Source organism: Alteromonas sp. MmMcT2-2, from assembly GCF_022348305.1.
Classification (GTDB): domain Bacteria; phylum Pseudomonadota; class Gammaproteobacteria; order Enterobacterales; family Alteromonadaceae; genus Alteromonas; species Alteromonas macleodii.
Genome location: NZ_JAKRFA010000013.1, coordinates 13,801 through 34,298 on the forward strand (window position 1 = coordinate 13,801; position 20,498 = coordinate 34,298).

General features: G+C 45.8%; 19 protein-coding genes. 14 read left to right on the forward strand and 5 right to left on the reverse strand.

Translation table 11 applies throughout. The features are described 5' to 3' along the window. The first annotated feature begins 44 nt into the window (after positions 1–44). Both MHM99_RS09695 and MHM99_RS09700 read left to right on the forward strand, forming a co-directional pair. Positions 45–1,175 carry a phosphotransferase family protein gene (locus tag MHM99_RS09695; RefSeq protein ID WP_049586571.1) on the forward strand — a complete coding sequence of 377 codons (1,131 nt, stop codon included), beginning with the start codon at positions 45–47 and terminating at the stop codon, positions 1,173–1,175. Further along, a complete protein-coding gene (locus tag MHM99_RS09700) occupies positions 1,175–1,927 on the forward strand; it encodes an SDR family oxidoreductase (RefSeq protein ID WP_039216949.1) in 753 nt (250 codons plus the stop codon). Before MHM99_RS09695 ends, MHM99_RS09700 begins: the two co-directional genes overlap by 1 nt. 173 nt (positions 1,928–2,100) lie before the next feature. Here the strand turns inward: MHM99_RS09700 and rpsT are convergent, their stop codons facing one another. After that, positions 2,101–2,364, reverse strand: coding sequence for a 30S ribosomal protein S20 (rpsT, locus tag MHM99_RS09705; RefSeq protein ID WP_014950134.1), 264 nt, complete (start codon positions 2,362–2,364; stop codon positions 2,101–2,103). A 450-nt stretch (positions 2,365–2,814) separates the two neighbouring features. Here rpsT and murJ point away from each other — a divergent pair, with 450 nt between their 5' ends. From murJ to MHM99_RS09760, 11 genes are all read left to right on the forward strand, one after another. Then, positions 2,815–4,374 (forward strand): murein biosynthesis integral membrane protein MurJ, encoded by a 1,560-nt coding sequence (murJ, locus tag MHM99_RS09710; RefSeq protein WP_168463244.1) that lies wholly within the window; start codon positions 2,815–2,817, stop codon positions 4,372–4,374. Positions 4,375–4,494: 120 nt separating this feature from the next. After that, the gene (gene ribF / locus MHM99_RS09715) at positions 4,495–5,415 is read left to right on the forward strand and encodes a bifunctional riboflavin kinase/FAD synthetase (RefSeq protein ID WP_239219155.1); all 921 of its coding nucleotides are present in this window, start codon (positions 4,495–4,497) and stop codon (positions 5,413–5,415) included. 269 nt (positions 5,416–5,684) lie between these two features. Beyond that, on the forward strand, positions 5,685–8,504 hold the full coding sequence (ileS, locus tag MHM99_RS09720; protein WP_239219157.1) for an isoleucine--tRNA ligase: 2,820 nt from the start codon (positions 5,685–5,687) through the stop codon (positions 8,502–8,504). Further along, a complete protein-coding gene (gene lspA / locus MHM99_RS09725; RefSeq protein ID WP_049586575.1) occupies positions 8,497–9,045 on the forward strand; it encodes a signal peptidase II in 549 nt (182 codons plus the stop codon). Before ileS ends, lspA begins: the two co-directional genes overlap by 8 nt. A gap of 14 nt (positions 9,046–9,059) precedes the next feature. After that, a complete protein-coding gene (gene fkpB / locus MHM99_RS09730; protein WP_014950129.1) occupies positions 9,060–9,527 on the forward strand; it encodes an FKBP-type peptidyl-prolyl cis-trans isomerase in 468 nt (155 codons plus the stop codon). Positions 9,528–9,529: 2 nt separating this feature from the next. Continuing rightward, entirely contained in the window at positions 9,530–10,474 is a 945-nt protein-coding gene (ispH, locus tag MHM99_RS09735) for a 4-hydroxy-3-methylbut-2-enyl diphosphate reductase (RefSeq protein ID WP_049586577.1), read from the forward strand. Between the two features lie 395 nt (positions 10,475–10,869). Then, complete coding sequence (locus tag MHM99_RS09740) at positions 10,870–11,520, forward strand: pilus assembly protein PilV (RefSeq protein ID WP_080590400.1); 651 nt, start codon at positions 10,870–10,872, stop codon at positions 11,518–11,520. Beyond that, the gene (locus MHM99_RS09745; RefSeq protein ID WP_014950126.1) at positions 11,517–12,374 is read left to right on the forward strand and encodes a PilW family protein; all 858 of its coding nucleotides are present in this window, start codon (positions 11,517–11,519) and stop codon (positions 12,372–12,374) included. The genes MHM99_RS09740 and MHM99_RS09745 overlap by 4 nt, the downstream gene beginning before the upstream one ends. After that, a complete protein-coding gene (locus tag MHM99_RS09750; RefSeq protein WP_014950125.1) occupies positions 12,371–12,934 on the forward strand; it encodes a PilX N-terminal domain-containing pilus assembly protein in 564 nt (187 codons plus the stop codon). The genes MHM99_RS09745 and MHM99_RS09750 overlap by 4 nt, the downstream gene beginning before the upstream one ends. Positions 12,935–12,942: 8 nt before the next feature. Beyond that, a complete protein-coding gene (locus MHM99_RS09755; protein WP_239219159.1) occupies positions 12,943–17,013 on the forward strand; it encodes a PilC/PilY family type IV pilus protein in 4,071 nt (1,356 codons plus the stop codon). A gap of 2 nt (positions 17,014–17,015) precedes the next feature. Continuing rightward, a complete protein-coding gene (locus MHM99_RS09760) occupies positions 17,016–17,480 on the forward strand; it encodes a type IV pilin protein (RefSeq protein ID WP_283625447.1) in 465 nt (154 codons plus the stop codon). An 81-nt stretch (positions 17,481–17,561) separates the two neighbouring features. On the opposite strand, the gene MHM99_RS09765 is transcribed toward MHM99_RS09760, so the two are convergent. From MHM99_RS09765 to MHM99_RS09780, 4 genes are read right to left on the reverse strand one after another with little or no spacing between them, the layout of a single operon-like run. Further along, on the reverse strand, positions 17,562–17,822 hold the full coding sequence (locus MHM99_RS09765) for a hypothetical protein (RefSeq protein ID WP_101565240.1): 261 nt from the start codon (positions 17,820–17,822) through the stop codon (positions 17,562–17,564). 47 nt (positions 17,823–17,869) lie between these two features. Next, positions 17,870–18,841: a hypothetical protein gene (locus MHM99_RS09770; protein WP_101565238.1), complete on the reverse strand. Its 972-nt coding sequence runs from the start codon at positions 18,839–18,841 to the stop codon at positions 17,870–17,872. Further along, a complete protein-coding gene (locus MHM99_RS09775; RefSeq protein WP_101565236.1) occupies positions 18,828–19,466 on the reverse strand; it encodes a potassium:proton antiporter in 639 nt (212 codons plus the stop codon). Before MHM99_RS09775 ends, MHM99_RS09770 begins: the two co-directional genes overlap by 14 nt. After that, the gene (locus tag MHM99_RS09780) at positions 19,460–20,014 is read right to left on the reverse strand and encodes a prepilin-type N-terminal cleavage/methylation domain-containing protein (RefSeq protein ID WP_014950119.1); all 555 of its coding nucleotides are present in this window, start codon (positions 20,012–20,014) and stop codon (positions 19,460–19,462) included. Before MHM99_RS09780 ends, MHM99_RS09775 begins: the two co-directional genes overlap by 7 nt. Positions 20,015–20,092: 78 nt before the next feature. Between MHM99_RS09780 and MHM99_RS09785 the strand changes: the two genes are divergently transcribed. Continuing rightward, positions 20,093–20,485 (forward strand): prepilin-type N-terminal cleavage/methylation domain-containing protein, encoded by a 393-nt coding sequence (locus MHM99_RS09785; protein WP_014977002.1) that lies wholly within the window; start codon positions 20,093–20,095, stop codon positions 20,483–20,485. Positions 20,486–20,498: the final 13 nt, after the last annotated feature.

Genomic DNA, 20,498 nt, shown 5'->3' on the forward strand with positions numbered 1-20,498 from the left:
CTTTGAATAGGCCCTTTGAAACAGAATTACAAGAAGATTGAGATATGCAACAACAGGTCGTAGATAAAGCTGACAGCGTACGTGCAGGCGAAGAGCTAGACGTGAACGCTGTACACAATTGGCTTAAGGAAAATATTAGTGCCTCCAGTCCATCATTGAAGGCCATGATACAAAGTAGCGATAGCTTGCCTCAAGTCACCCAGTATTCTGGGGGCGCTTCTAATTGGACGTACTGCTTGGACTATCAAGGCAGTAAACAAAACCAGAGCGAGCAAACGTCGTTAATTTTGCGAAGGGCACCGGCAGGTACTAAAGCGAAAGGTGCTCACGATATGGGGCGGGAGTACCGGTTACAGCATGCGTTAAAACCTGTTTACCGCTATGTGCCAGAAATGCTTGGACTTTGTGAAGACGAGAGCGTTATAGGCACAGAGTTTTATGTAATGGAGAAGTTTACCGGCGTGATACCACGTAAGAACTTACCCAAAGGCTTAAACACGTCTGAGCAGCAAACCAAACAACTCTGCACTAATGTACTTGATAGCTTAATCGAGCTTCATAAAGTGGATTATAAGAAAGCGGGGCTTGAGCACTTAGGTAAAGGTGCTGGCTACATAGAACGCCAAATAAGCGGGTGGAGCGAACGCTATAGTAAAGCAAAAACCTGGAATGTCCCCTCGGGTAAAAAAATAATGCGCTGGCTAGAAAACCACATGCCCGCTAATGAACGCATTTGTATTACCCACAATGACTTCCGATTCGACAACGTGGTGTTAAAGCCAGATAACTATACGCAAATTATTGGTGTGTTGGACTGGGAACTGGCGACCTTGGGGGACCCGCTTATGGACTTGGGTAATACCTTGGCGTATTGGGTACAACCGGATGATGACTTTTTGGCCCAATCAACGCGCCGCCAGCCTACTCACTTACCCGGTATGCTAACTCGAAAGCAGGTGGTTGCGTACTACTGCAAAGAGATGGAAATAGATGTAGATGATTTTACCTTTTACGAGGTATACGGGCTTTTCCGTTTAGCCGGTATTGCCCAGCAAATCTACTATCGATACCACCACAAGCAAACCAATAATCCAGCGTTTAAAAACTTTTGGATCTTCATTCATTACTTAATGTGGCGTTGTAATAAGGCCATAAAAGCATCAGGAAAACGATAATGACAACAAGACGCAATATTCTGATCACAGGCGCGAGTTCAGGCCTAGGCAAGGGAATGGCGATTGAGTTTGCCAAACAGGGTTGTAACCTAGCCCTATGCGCAAGACGCTTTGAGAATTTAGAAAAATTGAAAGACGAATTGCATTCAATTAACCCAAACATTGATGTGTATATTCGCTCGCTGGATGTCAATGATCACGATGCGGTTTTTGAAGTATTCGACGCATTCAAAGCCGACATGGGAACCCTTGATAGAGTCATTGTAAACGCAGGCATGGGCAAGGGCGCGTCTATTGGCACTGGGTATTTCCACGCTAACAAGCAAACGGCGGTGACTAACTTTGTGTCGGCGCTAGCACAATGTGAAGCGGCAATGGCTATCTTTAGGGCACAAAATAGTGGTCATCTTGTGACGATTTCATCTATAAGCGCGGTGCGCGGGTTTAGACGCGCCATGACTGTATACGCGGCAACAAAAGCAGGGCTTACATCAATGACCGAAGGCATTCGAATGGATGTAATGAATACGCCAATTAACGTCACCTGTATTCACCCCGGTTTTATTCGCAGCGAAATAAACGAAAAAGTAGAGAAAGTACCGTTTATTGTTGATACCGATGTGGGCTGTCGTGCGATGGTCAATGCAATCAATAAAGAAAAAGCGAATGCGTTTGTGCCAAGCTGGCCTTGGGCCATCCTTCACTGGATCATGCGTATTGCACCGGCAAGCTCAATAAGAAAAATGAGCTGATAAGCGGATAGCTGGGATGTGAATACACCGCAAAGACTGTAACAGAGCTCGCCTAGTGGTGGGCTTTATGCCTTTAAGTCTAAATTTGAAATCAGTAACCCATGCTAATTAGCGTCGATTACAGATACAAAAAAAGCGCCGAAGGGCGCTTTTTTAACTACTAATCGTAAAGATTAACCTAGTGCTTTGATTTGTGCAGCTAGACGGCTCTTATGACGAGCAGCTTTGTTCTTGTGAATCAAGCCTTTAGTAGCCATTCTGTCAAGTACTGGAGTAGCAGCAGTAAGTGCAGCTTGTGCCGCTTCTTTGTCACCGCTTGCAATTGCAGCGATAACTTTCTTGATGCTTGTACGAGTCATTGAACGACGGCTAGCGTTGTGCTGACGACGCTTTTCGGCTTGGATTGCACGCTTCTTAGCAGACTTAATGTTAGCCAAGGTGTAACTCCCAAAATAAATTCATGTCAAAAACGAGGGTGCGGATTGTGCCTACCAAACGCCCAAATGTCAAACGATTTAAAACTTAAATCGTTCCGCGTTAAAACGCGCAAGCTATTGAACACAAAGTATGCTCAACACGTTGCACATTCTTTGCGACATTTCTCTGCGACATTTTTTGAAAGAGATTCGTAGTGATATTCTTTCAAGACATTTTAGCGATAGACATGCATAAACGACAGCACCCCATACCGGGCGCGGATTATAACAAGAAAGTTGTTAAAGATGCACAACTATTTTGAAGAAATCGTTTCGCCTGCGATAGCCTTTAGTTATTATGGCTCGCTTGCAACCTAGCGTTGCCGCTTTGCGGTTAGCAGACGCCTTTGACTATCTTTCAAATGGCTGATGCTATTCAGCCTATTCTTTACCTCTTATTGGAAGTGTGACGTGTCACGGAAGTTAATAAAATCTGGTCTTATCGTCAGTATTATGACCTTGGTCTCGCGAGTATTAGGCTTGGTACGTGATGTTGTTGTTGCCAAGCTTATGGGCGATGGAGCAGCCGCTGACGTATTTTTCTTTGCTAACAAAATTCCTAATTTTCTTCGTCGTCTATTCGCTGAAGGTGCATTTGCACAAGCGTTTATTCCGGTATTAACCGAAGTCCACGAGAACGACGATAAAAAGCAGCTTAGAGAGTTCGTTGCAAAAGTCAGCGGTACATTAGGCGCTATTGTTTTTGTAGTTTCTATTATAGGGGTAATAGCATCTCCTGTTTTGGCGGCTTTATTTGGTACAGGCTGGTTTGTGGCGTGGCTCGAAGGGGACGAGGCCGGAGATAAGTTTGTGCTCGCGTCGACCATGTTAAAAATTACCTTTCCTTATTTGGCGTTTATCTCTCTGACTGGGTTGGCAGGGGCGATACTCAATACGCTCAATAAGTTTGCGGTTGCTGCCTTTACCCCTGTTTTACTTAACGTATGCATTATTGCATGCGCAATATACTTAGCACCTACGCTGGAGCAACCCGCATACGCGCTAGCGTGGGGTGTGTTTATCGGCGGTATCGTACAGTTCTTGTTTCAACTACCGTTTTTGTTCAGGGCAGGGCTCTTGGTAAAGCCAAAGTGGGGCTGGCATGACGAAAACGTGGTAAAAGTACGCACCCTGATGATCCCTGCCTTATTCGGTGTGTCAGTAGGGCAAATCAATTTGTTGTTTGATACCTTCATCGCCAGCTTTTTAGTTACCGGTTCTATTAGCTGGTTATACTATTCAGACAGGCTGCTTGAATTTCCCCTAGGGTTGTTTGGTATTGCCATCGCAACAGTCATTTTACCTACGCTATCCCGAAACCACGTCAGTAATAACCCCAAAGCGTTTGCTGCGAATATCGATTGGGCGTTTCGCATGGTGTGTTTATTGGGCATACCTGCTGCAGTGGGACTTGGCGTGATGGCAAGGCCTATTTTGACCGTTATTTTTCAGCGCGGCGCGTTTACTGCTGAAACCGCTATTATGGCGTCTTACTCGCTTACCGCGTACTCGTTTGGCTTGCTCAGCTTTATGCTGGTAAAAATTCTCGCGCCAGGGTTTTATTCCCGCCAAGACACCAAGACGCCAGTGAAATTTGGTATTTGGTGTATGGTCGCAAACATGGTGTTTAACCTTATTTTAGCGATTCCGTTTGGTTATGTAGGGCTTGCTGTCGCTACCAGTATGTCAGCTACGCTTAACGCCGCTTTGCTTTATATAACACTGCATAGACAAGGTGTATTTGCGTTAAGCCGCACATCGGTTTTGTTTATTGCCCGTGTGGTTATTGCAAGTGCTGCCATGGGCGGGCTTATTTATTATCGCGATCAAGGCTTAGCTTTCTTTGAATTGTCTCTTCCCGCCCAAATGTTAGAGGTAGGAATAACCATTTCGCTGTCGGTTATATTGTTTGTGACCACCATGGTGGTGCTGGGCATGCGACCCAGACATTTCAGAAGCGGCGGCGATTAGTATTCAATAGATGCGAAATAGAGCATGGAGCCAGAATGGCCCGTGTGCTTGGTATTGTGCTCGCGGTCGGCTATAATCGCGAGCTTTGATTTTCTAGCAGTTAAAAGGTAGTGGCTAACAGTGGAATTTATCCGCGGGCTAAACAATGTAAAACCGCACCATAAAGGGTGTGTGCTCACTATTGGCAAGTTCGACGGCGTACACCGTGGTCATCAAGCTGTGTTGGCTAACGTGCTTGAAAAAGCGAGATCGCTATCACTTCCTGCCACCGTAATGGTGTTCGAACCTCAGCCTGAAGAAGTCTTTATGCCTGATAAAGCACCAGCGCGTATAAGCCCTCTTCGCGAAAAGTACGAGTTGCTGCGCCAACAAGGTGTCGACAGGCTGCTTGCTGTGCGATTTAATGCGGAGTTTGCTAAGCAAAGTGCCGATACCTTCGTCCACGATTTACTGGTGGACAAACTGGGTGTTAAATTTCTTGTTGTTGGCGACGATTTCCGTTTTGGCAATGGCCGCAAAGGGGATTTCGAAATGCTTGAGGCGGCAGGTCGCCAATACGGTTTCGAAGTAGTAAGTACCCACAGTTTTACCATGCATGCCCATCGAATAAGCTCTACCGCGGTGCGAGAAGCGTTGGCTGACAGCGACTTTGGTCTGTCTACCGAAATGCTAGGGCGCCCGTTTGCTATTCACGGTAGGGTGGTTCACGGCGAGAAAAAAGGTCGTACCATTGGTTTTCCCACCGCGAATGTCATGCTAAAACGCCAAAAAACGCCAATTCACGGCGTGTTCGCAGTTCGTGTCGACGTAGATGGTAAACACTATAACGGCGTTGCGAACATTGGTACCCGTCCTACTGTTAACGGGGTAAGAAACCAGTTAGAAGTCCATATTTTTGATTTGTCATCTGACCTTTACGGCAAGCCCATTACGGTGTTTCCGATGGCAAAAATAAGAGATGAAATTAAATTTGATTCTTTTGAGGCGTTGAAAAATCAAATTCAAGCAGATGCAGCACAAGCGCGTCTGTTATTAGCATAGTTAAACGTGATAAAGTCACGAAAAGTTTCTGCGCGTATTAATTTTATTGAGCTTGATTTTTTAAACGTGGATCCTTGTTCGCGAAACGCGTAAGTAAGTCACTGTGCTAGAACATATAATGTCAGCCTTGCGCTAGTAAGAGCGACACACAGTTTTACGTTGAACCTTTTACATTCAGCGTTTTAATTTAAACATCGCAAAATGAATATCGCCTTCACAATGTGTTAGTGCATTGGGTGAAAATTAAGGTAACCGGATAATACAATTTTATGAGTGATTACAAAGCCACACTGAACCTTCCAGAAACTGCGTTCCCGATGCGCGGTAACCTTGCTCAGCGCGAGCCGAAAATGCTTAAAGACTGGCAGGAAAGAGGGGTATACAGCAAAATTCGTGAAGCGAAAAAAGGCAAAAAGCCATTTATTCTTCACGATGGCCCTCCTTATGCAAATGGCGATATTCACATTGGTCACGCGGTTAACAAAATTCTTAAAGACATTATTGTAAAGTCAAAAAACCTTTCTGACTTCGATTCTCCGTACGTTCCTGGATGGGACTGTCACGGTTTGCCGATTGAATTGATGGTAGAAAAGAAAGTTGGTAAGCCAGGTAAGAAAGTTACTGCGGCTGAATTTCGCCAGAAGTGTCGCGAATACGCACAAAAGCAAATTGACGGCCAAATGGCTGACTTTAAACGCTTAGGTGTGTTTGGTGAATGGGATAACCCATACAAAACGATGGACTTCAAATCTGAAGCCGACATCATTCGCGCATTAAGTAAAATTGTAGACTCGGGTCACTTAGAAAAGGGCTTCAAACCTGTTCATTGGTGTACAGATTGTGGTTCGGCACTCGCTGAAGCAGAAGTTGAATACAAAGACAAAGTATCACCGGCTATCGACGTTAAGTTCCCAGTAGCTGATGTGGCTGCTATTGCAGAAGCGTTTGGTGTGTCTGAAGGTGATTTAACCACACACAAAGCAGGTGTAGTTATTTGGACTACCACACCGTGGACACTGCCAGCCAACCGTGCAATCAGCTTACACCCAGAGCTTACCTATGCGATTGTTGAAGTTCAGCCTTCAAATGAATGGCTAGTGGTAGCGCAGGACCTGCTTGAAAGCTGCATGAACCGTTACGGCGTTGAAGATTTCCGCGAAGTGGCAACCTGTACTGGTGCTGCGCTTGATAAGCTTAAAGTTAATCACCCATTCTTAGACCTTGAAGTTCCGTTAATTCTAGGCGACCACGTTACGACTGAGTCTGGTACAGGTTGTGTACACACAGCGCCAGCTCATGGTGTTGACGACTTTAACGTGGGCAAGCAATACGATATCGAAGTGTACAATCCGGTAGGCAACAATGGCGTGTACCTTGAAAACACACCGCTGTTTGCAGGTCAGTTTGTATTTAAAGCCAACGATGAAATTATCGAAACGGTTAAAGAGAAGGGTAACCTTGTCCTAAACGTAAAATACGAGCACAGCTACCCGCATTGCTGGCGCCACAAAACGCCAATCATCTTCCGCGCTACGCCTCAGTGGTTTGTCAGCATGGATAAAAAAGGCCTTCGCGCTGAATCACTTGAACAAATTAAGCAAACCAAATGGATCCCGGACTGGGGCCAAAACCGCATTGAGAAGATGGTTGAAGGTCGTCCAGACTGGTGTATCTCACGTCAACGTACGTGGGGCGTGCCTATTCCTTTGTATGTGCACAAACTTACCGGTGAAATCCACCCAGAGTCTGCGGCGTTAATGGAAAAGGTGGCACAAGAAGTTGAAGCTAAAGGCATTCAAGCGTGGTGGGATCTCGATGATGCAGCCCTGCTTGGTAGCGAATTAGACAACTATGAAAAAGTGACCGATACCCTAGACGTTTGGTTTGACTCAGGCGTGACGCATTACTTCGTTGTAGACCGTCGCGATGATATCCCGGCCTCTGCCGATTTATATCTTGAAGGTTCAGACCAACACCGCGGTTGGTTTATGTCTTCGCTTATGTCATCAACTGCCATGCACGGTCACGCGCCTTATAAAGAAGTGCTAACACACGGCTTTACGGTAGATGCCCACGGCAGAAAAATGTCGAAGTCGGTAGGTAACGTTGTGGCGCCTCAGGAAGTGACTAACAAATTAGGCGCAGACATCCTTCGTCTATGGGTAGCATCTACTGACTATCGCGGCGAGATTGCGGTATCGGATGAAATTTTAAAGCGTGCTGCAGATGGCTACCGCCGCGTACGTAACACTGCACGCTTCTTGCTAGCAAACCTGAACGGTTTCTCGGTTGAAGATGCGGTTGCAGAAGAAGATATGGTCGCGCTTGACCGCTGGGTTGTTGCTCGTGCTAAGGCACTTCAAGAAGAGCTTATCGAAGCGTATGACAACTACGACTTGCTGGTAGTGTCACAGAAGCTTACGCACTTCTGCTCAATTGAGCTGGGCTCATTCTATTTAGACGTGATTAAAGACCGCCAGTACACAGCTAAAGCAGATGGGCTAGCCCGTCGTTCATGCCAAACGGCCATGTATCATATCATTGAAGCATTGGTTCGCTGGATGGCGCCTATTACCAGTTTTACTGCACAAGAAATCTGGGAAACGTTACCAGGTGAGCGCAGCGAGTTTGTATTCACTGAAACTTGGTACGAAGGGTTTAATAACTTCACGCAAAGCGATACGTTTAACGATGCCTTATGGCATCAAGTACTAAGCGTAAAAGACGCCGCAAACCAGGCGATGGAGCAGGCGCGTAAAGATGGCGAGCTAGGTGGCTCACTAGAAGCGAGCATTTCGCTTTATGCTACTGAGTCGTTGTACAACGTACTTGCAAAGCTTGAAGACGAGCTACGCTTCGTACTTATTACCTCAGGCGTTACGCTAACGAAAGTTGACAGTGCACCGTCTGATGCGAAAGCTACAGACGTTGAAGGTTTATGGTTGAGCGTTGATAAAGCAAGCGGTGAAAAGTGTGTTCGCTGCTGGCATCACCGTGAAGATGTAGGCTCACATGAAGGTCACGAAGAGCTTTGTGGTCGCTGTGTGACAAACATTGATGGTGATGGAGAAGAACGCCACTATGCTTAAGCTTTTTCGCGATACAGGCTTGCGTTTTTTGTGGATAAGCGCAATTGCGTTTATCCTCGACCAATGGAGTAAGTACACGGTTATCGACAGCATGTCGTTGTATCAGTCGATACAGGTATTGCCGTTTTTTAACTTTACTTACGTACATAATTACGGCGCCGCATTTAGTTTTTTAGAAAATGCAGGTGGTTGGCAGCGCTGGTTCTTCACTGCCATTGCTGTCGTGGTAAGTGTAGTGATTTTGTGGTGGCTGAAGCAGTCACCCCGTTCGCAAAAAATGCTGCCCGTTGCGTTTGCCTTTATTCTAGGTGGTGCATTAGGTAACGTTTACGACCGTTTAGTCCATGGTTATGTCATCGACTTCTTAGATTTTTACGTAAACAATTACCACTGGCCAGCGTTTAACATTGCTGACAGCGCAATATTTATAGGCGCTGCCTTACTTATTATCGACATGTTTAAAAATGGCGACAAAAAAAGTGAAGGGAACGGTGCAGACGCGCGAGCCAGTGCCGCTGACAATAGCGAAACCATTAAGTAGTATTCGGAAAGGTTATGACAGACTCATTGATAATTGGTGCTGACAACGAAGTTATTCTTCACTTTGATTTAAAGCTAGAAGATGGCTCTGCCGCTGACAGTACTCGTGTAAACAACAAACCTGCCAAAATGGTGATGGGTGACGGTAGCCTTACGCCGAATTTTGAAGCGTGTTTACTTGGGCTTAAAAAAGGTGACAAAAAGTCATTTAAATTAGGCCCTGAAGATGCATTCGGCCAGTCTGATCCGAATAATATTCACTATATGGATAGAAGCCGCTTTGGTGCAGATTTACAGGTTGAGGAAGGCATGATTTTAGCGTTTGCTCAGCCTGACGGTTCAGAGATTCCGGGGATTATTCGAAGTGCTGCTGGAGATTCTGTTACGGTAGACTTCAATCACCCGCTAGCAGGGCAAACGGTTATCTTTGACGTTGAAATTATTGATGTTAAACCTGGCGTGTCAGCACAAGGTGGAAACTAGTTATGCAAATTCATTTAGCTAACCCTCGTGGCTTCTGCGCGGGCGTTGATAGAGCTATCACCATCGTTGAACGCGCGCTTGAAATGTTCGAGCCGCCCATTTATGTACGCCACGAAGTGGTACACAATAAATTTGTGGTAGATGGGCTACGTGAGCGTGGTGCGCTATTTGTTGATGAGCTTCACGAAGTACCAGACGACAGCATAGTAATATTTTCTGCCCATGGCGTATCGCAAGCGGTAAGAAAAGAAGCGGAAAATCGCGGTTTAAAGGTCTTTGATGCCACGTGCCCCTTAGTGACGAAAGTACATATGGAAGTTACCCGCGCTAGCAAAACGGGCACTGAATGTGTCTTGATTGGTCATGCTGGTCACCCTGAAGTAGAGGGCACCATGGGGCAGTACAGCAATGAAGATGGCGGTATTTATTTAGTTGAATCTGAAGCTGATGTGGCAACGCTTGAAGTTAAAGATCCGACCAATCTTTATTATTGCAGCCAAACTACGCTGTCTGTTGATGATACCGCCGATGTTATTGACGCACTTCGCGCTAAGTTCCCCAAAATCAATGGTCCGAGAAAAGACGACATTTGCTATGCCACGCAGAATCGCCAAGACGCGGTGCGTGACCTAGCCCAAGATTGTCAGGTTTTACTGGTTGTTGGGGCACAGAATAGCTCAAACTCGAACCGTCTTCGCGAGTTGGCTGAAAAAATTGGCGCAAAAGCGTATTTGATTGCTGACGCTAATTGCATTCAAGAGGAATGGCTAGAAGGTGTAGAGCATATTGGCGTTACTGCAGGCGCGTCTGCACCGGAAGTGTTAGTGCAAGGTGTGGTAAACAAGCTCAAAGCGTGGGGTGCTGTTTCAGCTTCTGAGCGTGCTGGACGCGAAGAGAATGTGGAATTTGCTGTACCTAAAGAGCTGCGTGTTAAACAGGTCGTTTAATTTATCCGCACTATCAAAATAAAAAAACACCGCACTTAGTTGCGGTGTTTTTTTATGCTTTTGTCTACTGGAAATTCAACAAGTTGCGAATGGATAATAATACCTTTAGAACTGGGTATTTTAACATGAACAGGCTACACGGTTCGGCTTTAAGGTAGCACCTTTTATGCCGTAAACGTACATTGTAAAGCGGTGTTATAGCACGCTAACCATTTAGAGCCTGCTACTTTAAAGATAAAGTGGTTGAACAGTCTGCCTTGTACTTGCTTGCTAGAACAGGTCACAGAAAATTATACGTTTTAATAACCATTGATACCCAGTGTTATACGCTTTTGTCTTACTATACTACATTGGTGATAACACCAATTTGAATGTTAGGTATATGGCAAAAAAAGATGATTGCTGAAAAGGTGATAATGAAGCGAGTGAAGGGAAGTCATATTCGCGCACAACGCGGTGCAGGTCTTATAGAGATCTTAATCACCTTATTTATATTAGCTGTGGGCTTACTGGGTGTTGCTGCGCTCCAGTTTACGGGCTCTTTTGCCAATAAAGACGCAATAAGCCGAACTCAGGCCGAAATGGTGGCAGCACAAGTTGCAGAACGATTGAGAGCCGCCGCTCGCCCAGCAACAGTGGGAGACGGCATGGTAGTCAACAATGCGTACTTCTCTAGCGATACCTATAATTTTGCCACGTTAAGTTGTTCTGGCTCGTCTCATCCTTATCACTGCTACTGTCTGGCAAGGCCGGCAGGGATCCCAAATTGCGAAGGCCAGGCTTGTACTGAAGCACAGATGGCTGAGTACGATGGTTGGGCGCTATCGTGTTCAGCGGTACAAACCAATCCTCAAACTAAAGTGTCGGTATCGTGTGACGACAACAATACGGCAGATATTTACAGCTGTAGTGCAGGTTCTCGTGTAGAAGTGTTGTTGACGTGGCCTGTCGCTTCTTCGGGAAATCAGACCTATACGCTTAATGCGCGATGTAACGAATCTGAAGGTGACAGTAACGCATGTGTGTTTAAGGACATTACATTATGAATGCACGTCGCCACCGCCCACAGCAGGGTTTCTCCCTTGTCGAGTTAATGATTACGTTAACGCTGGGGTTAGTGATATCAGGCGCGATTATTCAAGTGCTCGTCAGTAGTAGTGTGACGAATAAGCTCAATCAAGCCGTGGCTCAAGTACAAGAGTCAGGCCGCTTTATCATGGCTCGCCTCTCAGCAGAATTCTATGAAGTCGGCCGTTATGATCAGATAGTCGCGGATGTGGATACATCCGTTGATATCGTTGCCGAAGCGGCCTATGTGGAAAATCACCCCATCGCTGTAGCAGGGGATTTCGCTACCAACGCGACACTAGGCAGCATACAAACCTCTAGTGGCGGCAGTGATAAGCTGGTTGTGAGCCTACTAAGTGACGAAGATTGTACTGGAAACCAGCACGGCTATGGCGGTCTCGAGTTTCACGTTGTTAATCACTACTTTGTAAGCGGCAGTACACTTAAGTGCACAGGATATGATGGTCGTGTACTTCGTGGCCTAAAGGTGCAGACAGTGTCGCCCCTTACCGTAACATTGCTCGATAACGTCGAAAGTTTCCAAGTGCAGTTCGGCGTTTCAAGCAGCATTACCAATTCTCAAGGGCAAGCTGTTTCGTATGTAACCGCAGATGAAATTGAAGATTTAAGGGCGCTTAATCAACAAGTTGTATCACTGCGCTGGGCGCTAATGCTTAAAAGCTATCAAAATGAAGTGAGACAAACACAGTCTCAGAAATATGCGCTGTTAAACGAAGCATCTAAAACGATGGACACGGCCCATTATTATCAAGTGTTCTCAAAAACGTTGGCACTTCGAAATATGAAAAATTTTGTCAGGAGTTCGCGATGAAACAACAAGGCTTAGTGATGGTATTCGCACTTCTTGTGTTGCTTTCAATCACTGTTTTAGGGGTAAGCGCGGTAACCAGTAGCTTGTCTCAGTCTAAAATGGCAGTGTCTATGCAGCAAAGTGGTTTGGCTTTTGATGCTGCTGAAGCAGCGATCGCGGGCGTTTTCTTTGAATCTGAAGATGAAACCCTACTTACCGACCCGAATAAGACAGATCCGCTCTCGGAAGCTCGGCAGGGTAACGTGTTTGACCCTGAAGCAGATTCAATGAGCTGTTTCGATGACGGGGAGTGGACTGACAGATACATGACTGAAGGCGGCCTTGCTGTTGGTGACAGACATGTGGTGGATGGCACGTATCAAAGTGAGGCCTCGTCAAAGAGTTGGTCGCGCACTGCCTTTATCAGAGAGCAGGCTTGTCGAGGCTCGAGTAACGTGATTGGTGGAAGCAACGTCAATTGCCATGTATTCATTATCAGAGGATGTGGGAAAGTGGCGGGTAAATCTTCTGTTGTGGCGAACAGCTTGGCTGCCTCTGTATTTGGCCCTGCGTCTCAATAGGTATTAATATGAAGAAACTCTCGACTTACCTTGCCTCTATTACACTATTTAGCTGTATCGGTTTCTCTGCGTTTGGTGACGACCTCGATATTTACCTAGGCAACGCAAATAACGCCGTAACCTATAACCCGAATGTGCTGTTTATCATGGACTCATCGGGAAGTATGGGATCGTACGATAACACCAGCCAAACTCGAATGTTGCGCGTACAGAATGCACTAAAAGAAGCGCTCGGTTCGGCGACCAATATTAACGCAGGTTTGATGCGTTTTTCGGATTACGGTGGCCCAATCCTCTATCCGGTTCGCAATATAGATGAAGCGGTAAGACCTGAAATTATCATTTCAACCAACGACGACGATCACGACGCACATGAAATAGACGGTAGCGTTACCACTGACAGCAATGACCTTGTATTAAGCAGCGGTACCCAAACCGTAACCTCTGGTCTGCGTTTTACCGAGTTAAACATACCTCAAGGCGCGACAATCGTTAATGCCAGTATTAGGTTTACTTCAGAAAAATTCAATGTGGCGGGTACATCCCTTGTTATATCAGCTGAAGCATCGGCATCAAGTACAGCCTTTGCTTCGTCTTCGAACAATTTGAGTGCGCGAACGAAGACCGCGGCTAACGTTGAGTGGGCAACCGACAATAGCTTTCCCGCCTCAGGCGAGGTGATAACCACACCTGACATAAGTGCAGTCATTCAAGAAGTCGTCGATTTATCGGCATGGTGTGGCGGCAAGAACCTTAATATTTTAATAGAAGGCTCTAGCACCGATTCAGCAAGCTCTCGTGAGGTAAGAGCCAGTGACGTAGGCCAAAGTGGTGCGCCACAGTTGGTGGTAACTTATGATGACTCTACCGCTACGGGCTGTGTTCAAGGCGAAGCAATTTATCAAGTAGCCAGTTCACGAGATAACTTGGAAGAGAACGTAAACGGCTACCCGAATACCGGTAGTGAACTGACCTTCCACCCATCTTACAATGATTACATAGGCGTTCGATTTCGCAATGTGAACATTCCTCAAGGGGCTGTAGTAACAGAAGCGTATCTTGAGTTTACTGCTTACAGTACGGTGACCTATGGTAACCCGAGTATGCGTATTAGGGGCGTAGCTGATGATGATGCGTCTGATTTTCATCCAGACCGTCGTAACCGCTTACGAAATTTGCCTAAAACATCGGGTATTACTTGGTCCATGCCTGATTTTTACAACAATTATACCTACCGTACGCCTGACGTGAGCAACATTGTTAAGCAAATTGTTGATCGTTCAGGGTGGCAGTCAGGTAACGATATGGCATTTGTTCTTGATGATTTTGTGTCGTACCGCGGTGCGCATACGTATAACAACTCGCCATCTAAAGCACCGAAGCTTATTGTGAAGTTTAACGGCTCGGCGACACCTGGCGCTTCAGCAACGGTCCGTGAACATTTGATCAGCAAAATAGATGAGCTTAGCGCCAACGGTCTAACCCCTATAGTAGACACATTGTTGGAAGCGGCTAACTATTATGGCGGTAGAGACGTAGATTATGGGCGAAAACGTGGGGAAAGTGACGTTAGCAGCTCTGTGCGAAGAAGTACTCGTGTGAGCCACAGAAGCTCTTATATAGGTGCAGATTCAATTTTGCCTTCGGGATGCTCGGAAGACAACTTGTCAGACAGCGCCTGTATCACTGAGCAGATCCCAACACCGGCAAGTTACATTTCACCGGTGTCTGACCTACAGTGCCAAACGAACAACCACATTGTTTTATTGTCCGACGGTGAAGCGAACAACAACCACAGTGTTTCGAAAATTCAGACGTTACTTGGTAAAAGCTGTACCGGAAGTAGCGGTGAGAAGTGCGGCCTAGATTTAGTGAGAAATATCAGTGAAGCGTCAACGTCAGTAATAGGCCCAAGGGTTATTACACACACCATCGGGTTTGCGGCGAACAATAACGCCAACAACTTCCTTAATCAGCTTGCTTTGCAAAGTGGTGGTGGTTTCTATCAGGCTGATAACAGTACGGATTTGCTCGAGGCGTTTAATACTATTTTGCGTTCTGTAAAAGATATTAATGCAACCTTTGTGTCGCCTGGTGTGGCGGTTAACCAGCTAAACCGTCTAACCCATAGAGATGAATTATACTTCGCATTGTTTAAGCCGAGCGAGGGGGCGATTTGGCCAGGGAACCTTAAACGTTATCGCTTAAGTGGTGATGAAATTCTCGACAAAAACAGCCTAAACGCGGTGGATAGCGTTACGGGATTCTTTGCTGAAAATGCACACAGCTATTGGTCAACCCTTGCTGACGGTAGCGAGGTAAGTGAAGGTGGTGCAGCCAGTCGCTTGGACGGGAACCGAAATATATACGTGTTTAATGATACGGGCAGCATTGTAAGAAGTGCCAATGAATTACACGAAAACAATACGAATATAACGAATGCTGATCTTGCCATTCAGGATGAAACTGATGCGAATGCACTAAGAGATGCCATCTTAAAGTGGACTCGAGGCGTGGACGTAAAAGACAGTAACGGCGATGGAAGTACAACTGACTATCGCTCTCAAATGGGCGATCCCATTCACTCTCAGCCTATAATTGTTAACTACGGTACTGACGACTCGGCCATTTTTGTCGCCACCAACCAAGGAATGTTGCATTCATTCGACACTTCAACAGGCGAAGAGAACTTTGCCATCATGCCTAAAACATTGCTGCAGAATCTACATCATTTTTATAAAGACACATCATCGCTAGAGCACAAATATGGCTTAGATGGTGACATGATTCTAAGAACAGTTGGAGACAACAAGTACCTTTATGTTGGTATGCGCAGGGGGGGACGTAATTATTATGTCTTTGATGTGACGCAAAAGACCTCACCCACGCTGAAATTCAAAATTGAAGGCGGGGCGGGGACGCTGGCAAAGTTGGGCCAGACGTGGTCGAGACCAACAATCACTAAAGTGAACATGGGCGGACAAGTTAAAAATGTCATGATTGTTGGCGGTGGCTACGATGACGCACAAGATGATCGTGCTATTCGAGCAAATGATGTCGTTGGCAATGCTGTGTTTATGTTCGACGCTGATACTGGCAGCCTCTTGTGGCATGCAAGTAATGAAGATGCGGATTTAAACTTAACGAATATGACATACAGCGTTCCAGGGCGAATTTCAGTTATTGATAGGGATAACGATGGGTTTGCGGACCATATGTATGTGGCCGATATGGGCGGCCAGTTATTCAGGTTAGACATCTATAATGGAAATTCAGGTACGAATTTTATAAAAGGCGCGCGCATTGCCGACTTCGGTGGCGACACAGCAGAAACCAACCGACATTTCTACTATGGGCCAGACGTAACAGAGATAGCGCTAGGCGATGAGTTGTATTATGGCATAGCCCTTGGCAGTGGATGGCGTGCATCTCCGCTAGATACCGTAGTTGAAGACAACTTTTATATGCTTAAAGACAGCGGCGTATTTAACCGTGATGTAAATGGGAATTACACATTTATGCAAACGGTTTATGAGAGTGGAATGTACAACGCCACGAGTCATGCCTTAAATAGTAGTGACGAGGGGGAGCGCGAGTTGGCTTCACAGGACTTTGCTAACAAGGCTGGGTGGTATTTGAATTTAACCACTAACGGTGAAAAGGTACTGTCTTCTCCGCTAATTATCGATTACAAGGTGTTCTTTACGACCTATGTTCCGGCGGCGAGTAGTACCAGTGCATGTGCTCCGCCCACGGGTAATAGTCGCGCTTATTTAGTCAGTATGTTTAATGGCAACGCCGTCACAGATGTAAATAATGACGGAGAAGTTAACGACGCTGACCGCTCAGCAGAATTAAAACAAACTGGCATCGCACCAGAGACCAAAATTCTTATAGAAGATATTGTGAGCCCAGTGGTTTGCTTGGGTACTGAATGTGTCTCAGCAGTGATCGACGTTGATGAAGATGGCAACGACGAGGCATGTACTAACGCATTTGAGTGTTTAGCTGAAAATATTTACGGAAGATTCGAGCGAATTCAGCGTGGTAGTTGGCACTCAGAAACAGAGAGGGAATAATTGTGAAGCATAAAAAAACAGAGAGCGGATTTTCATTAATTGAGCTTATGATAGTTGTGGCGATAGTGGGCATTATTGCCGCCATTGCATACCCTTCTTACCAAGGTGTTATTGCCGATGGATACCGCGGCACAGGGCAGGCTGACTTGTTGGGGTTCGCATCTGCAATGGAACGTCATCACAGTGGTTCTTTCAGTTATGAAGGTGCGGCAAGTGGTGGCGCAAACACCGGCGCGCCAGCCGTTTTTTCTACTTATTCTCCGTCTTCTGAGCCCCAAGTAAATCGCCGTTATAATTTAACTATACAAGCGGCCAGCGCAACAGCTTATGAGTTGAGGGCAACGCCAGTCAGCGGCACAGGTCAAGCATCAGATGGCACGTTGTTTTACTTCAGTGATGGGAGAAAGGGTTGGGATAAAAATAACAATGGATCCCTTGAGTCCGATGAATATTGCTGGTCATGTTAATTATTAATACTGGTAGATATTCGTTAACCGATTAATGCCACAGGTCGTTTTGACGCCTTAAAAAAACGTGGCGTTGATGTGCTATTGGGCTGAAATTACCAGTAATGACGGTTCACCAAATATTGCAATGTCATCCCAACGTTGGTCAACCGGGTCGTTAACCAGGGTGAGTCGGTCCGAATTCAATGAGCCATTGTGCTCAGCGTTTTCATCCAAAGTCACTTGAAAGAGAAGCCTAGAATCAATGTGAGTGGCAAGTAGATAGGTGGTAGTGCTTGTTAAAATAAGCAGTGTCAGCAACACTTCAATTAAAATACTTCCTGTATTTTTCAATTTAGGCATCTTTGAGGATCCTCTATTTCTGGTTTTTCGTTTACCTAATATTCAGCTCAATCGTTTGTTGAGTTATTCCTATACCATGAACCCGGGATAGGGATAATTTTAGCGAGTGTAGTGTGCGATTGAAGGTTTTTTAGCACCGTGGTGGACGGTGTTAATGACCCATCAAGACTCGTGTTCAAGGGGTGGTTGGAAACGTAAGCGCCTTTTATAGATGCCCCAGGCGAAACATGCAAAGTGTGCGTATATGGCGTGGTGGAAAGCATAACTATCAAACCATGGAATTGCGTATCGGCGTGAAGTGAAAGGTCGCCATCCACTATCAGTAGCATTAAAGGCTGGTTTTCGTCTGAGTGTGCTATATCTTCGTTATCCAATTGGCAATCTCCCTCTATCCAGAAAATACTGGCAGGCGGAAGGTCCACACAATCCTGTTTGGCAACGCTTTGAGGAAAATACGTCGCACTCAGGTGCTCTATGCTTCGATTAAAAAGCCATTCGGTAAGCTGATTGTCCCATGATAATTGTTGAGTTGAAGTAGGTAGCCTTAACAGTGACGGGTAGCGCAGAAATTTAGCTGTGTAAATCGTATTACTTTCGTCTTGGGAAACCCGCACTTCAAAGTGTTGCAAAGACTGCTGTTCTTCACCAACTAAATCGGTCTGCTCAATAAGTATCGTTGCATTGGATATGTCTATCCTATTCAACGTTTGCGAGGCCGAATGACTTCGTAACAACGTGGCGATTTCTTTGACTTGCTGCATGGATGTAACATGCGCCTTCTCGGTTTCCCGCTTTGTCTTTTCAATCGTATAAAATTGTTGAACCTGCTGTGATGTACTTATAGCTGAGAAGGTAATAGCGCTTAATAATATGGCCACAATTCCCAACACGGCGATGCCTTGCTGAAAGCGAAGCGGTGCAGTAGGGCGTGTAGGTACAACCCCTCCATGGCTTGTTTTGAACTCAGTTTTTCTGTTGCCTCTTTGAGGCCACTGCATTTCGGTATTAGTCGTAGGCATTGACAGCCTCAACTATGAACGTTCTGGCGCTTTTGACGGTAGGATCAACTTTACTGTGCAACTCTATTTCAATTTCATAGGCACTTCCCCAGCTACTGCTGTGCCTTCGGTTAACCGTGAATTTGGTGGCAACGGTAGTTTGCGTATCGGTTAAGTCGTACCAACCGCTTTGTATACAGGAATGTCCCGCTACTCGGTACTCGATGGCATTGTCGTGCAATCGGTATCCAAAAAACTCCCCCTGAGCCTGCGATACCACGCCGTCCTTGTTCTTATCATAAGAAAAGGTAACACAGCTATTTTCAGGTTCATTTGCGCGGTGGCCAGTGGTTACTTCGAATACCGTATTTTCGATTGTGGTCGCACCGAAAGGTGATAGGGTGTTAGGGGAGTAAACAAAACCCGCTTTGCTTAGGTGTTGTGTAATTGTACTTTGTAGCGCACGTATGTCGTCTTCTACGCTGGTAGCGTGTTGAATTGATGAGTGTGCAATGTGCGACCGCGCCGCTTGAGTTGCAACGGCTGAAATCACTATACTTGCCAAGCCACAGGCCACCAGCAGTTCGGTGAGACTATATCCACAATACGGCTTGATTGCGCCACGACGCATTACATGTTTTAGCATGGCGCTATTCCAGAAATAGACTGAACGCTACATAGCTTTATTCGCCCCAATGTATTAATAACTAACTTTGCCCTGAAGCGCTGGCTTGAAAGCGTTAGCGTCGTATTACTGGCAAAATTGAGGGTACCGTTTTTATTGAACGCGACAATCTTGTCCTCATTATTGGTTGTGCTCAATTCTGTATTCCACCGCGAAGGCAGTGACAAGAAACTCGACTCAGTCAAGGCACAGCTTGGGCGGGTGGCGCAAGAGCACGAGTCTTCTTCGCTCACGAGTACACAGCTATTGTGTTCAATTTGCGCAATCAGGAACATGTTCTTTTTGTTTATTAGTGCTTTCATTCTCGCCTGTTTTGCGAGTGAGGCTATTCCGGTGGCAGCATGTTTAAAGGCATTTCGCTCATTCCATGCATCAAATGAAGGAATAGCAATTAACGATAGGAGACTGATTACTGCCAGTACAACTAGCATTTCTAAAAGCGTAAACCCATTCAATCTCCGTTGTGGAATGCTTAGCTTGTTGTTGGATGTGTAAGCGTGAAAAGCCATGCGTAAGTCCAGTTACCCTGCTTAATTCATATTGGTAATCTCAATGTACTGAAATTCAATTAGAGAGATAGCTGTACCATGGAAGGGAATTATAAAGCGTACATACAACATCATCTGACTGAAGGGTTTTCGCTTGTAGAAATACTGGTTGCAACGGCTATAGCAGGCATATTGTGCGTTGCGACTACGTCGGCAATTACCGCTAGCAAACAACTAAGTCAGCTCAACAAGGTCAAAGCGTACCTTCTGTCTGCCCAAGCAATTCAGTCGCGAAGTTGGCTACTCACAGGCGAGTACGTAACGCACGATGCGTTGCCACCCTCTGGAATAGCCAGCGTACGCATCTCACAAACCATCAGCGACACGGGAATGTATGAAATTAGTGCTACACTGACATCTAGAGCATCTACGGACAGCTGTAGAGTAATAAAAATACGTGAAGACGCACTGACGCCCACAGAATGTTGGTAAGAAAATGCTCGAA

Coding starts and splice junctions, on each gene's coding strand:
- MHM99_RS09695 (WP_049586571.1), top strand. CDS start 45: ATGCAACAACAGGTCGTAGATAAAGCTGACAGCGTACGTGCAGGCGAA.
- MHM99_RS09700 (WP_039216949.1), top strand. CDS start 1,175: ATGACAACAAGACGCAATATTCTGATCACAGGCGCGAGTTCAGGCCTA.
- ileS (WP_239219157.1), top strand. CDS start 5,685: ATGAGTGATTACAAAGCCACACTGAACCTTCCAGAAACTGCGTTCCCG.
- lspA (WP_049586575.1), top strand. CDS start 8,497: ATGCTTAAGCTTTTTCGCGATACAGGCTTGCGTTTTTTGTGGATAAGC.
- fkpB (WP_014950129.1), top strand. CDS start 9,060: ATGACAGACTCATTGATAATTGGTGCTGACAACGAAGTTATTCTTCAC.
- ispH (WP_049586577.1), top strand. CDS start 9,530: ATGCAAATTCATTTAGCTAACCCTCGTGGCTTCTGCGCGGGCGTTGAT.
- MHM99_RS09740 (WP_080590400.1), top strand. CDS start 10,870: ATGATTGCTGAAAAGGTGATAATGAAGCGAGTGAAGGGAAGTCATATT.
- MHM99_RS09745 (WP_014950126.1), top strand. CDS start 11,517: ATGAATGCACGTCGCCACCGCCCACAGCAGGGTTTCTCCCTTGTCGAG.
- MHM99_RS09750 (WP_014950125.1), top strand. CDS start 12,371: ATGAAACAACAAGGCTTAGTGATGGTATTCGCACTTCTTGTGTTGCTT.
- MHM99_RS09755 (WP_239219159.1), top strand. CDS start 12,943: ATGAAGAAACTCTCGACTTACCTTGCCTCTATTACACTATTTAGCTGT.
- MHM99_RS09765 (WP_101565240.1), bottom strand. CDS start 17,822: ATGCCTAAATTGAAAAATACAGGAAGTATTTTAATTGAAGTGTTGCTG.
- MHM99_RS09770 (WP_101565238.1), bottom strand. CDS start 18,841: ATGCCTACGACTAATACCGAAATGCAGTGGCCTCAAAGAGGCAACAGA.
- MHM99_RS09775 (WP_101565236.1), bottom strand. CDS start 19,466: ATGCTAAAACATGTAATGCGTCGTGGCGCAATCAAGCCGTATTGTGGA.
- MHM99_RS09780 (WP_014950119.1), bottom strand. CDS start 20,014: ATGGCTTTTCACGCTTACACATCCAACAACAAGCTAAGCATTCCACAA.
- MHM99_RS09785 (WP_014977002.1), top strand. CDS start 20,093: ATGGAAGGGAATTATAAAGCGTACATACAACATCATCTGACTGAAGGG.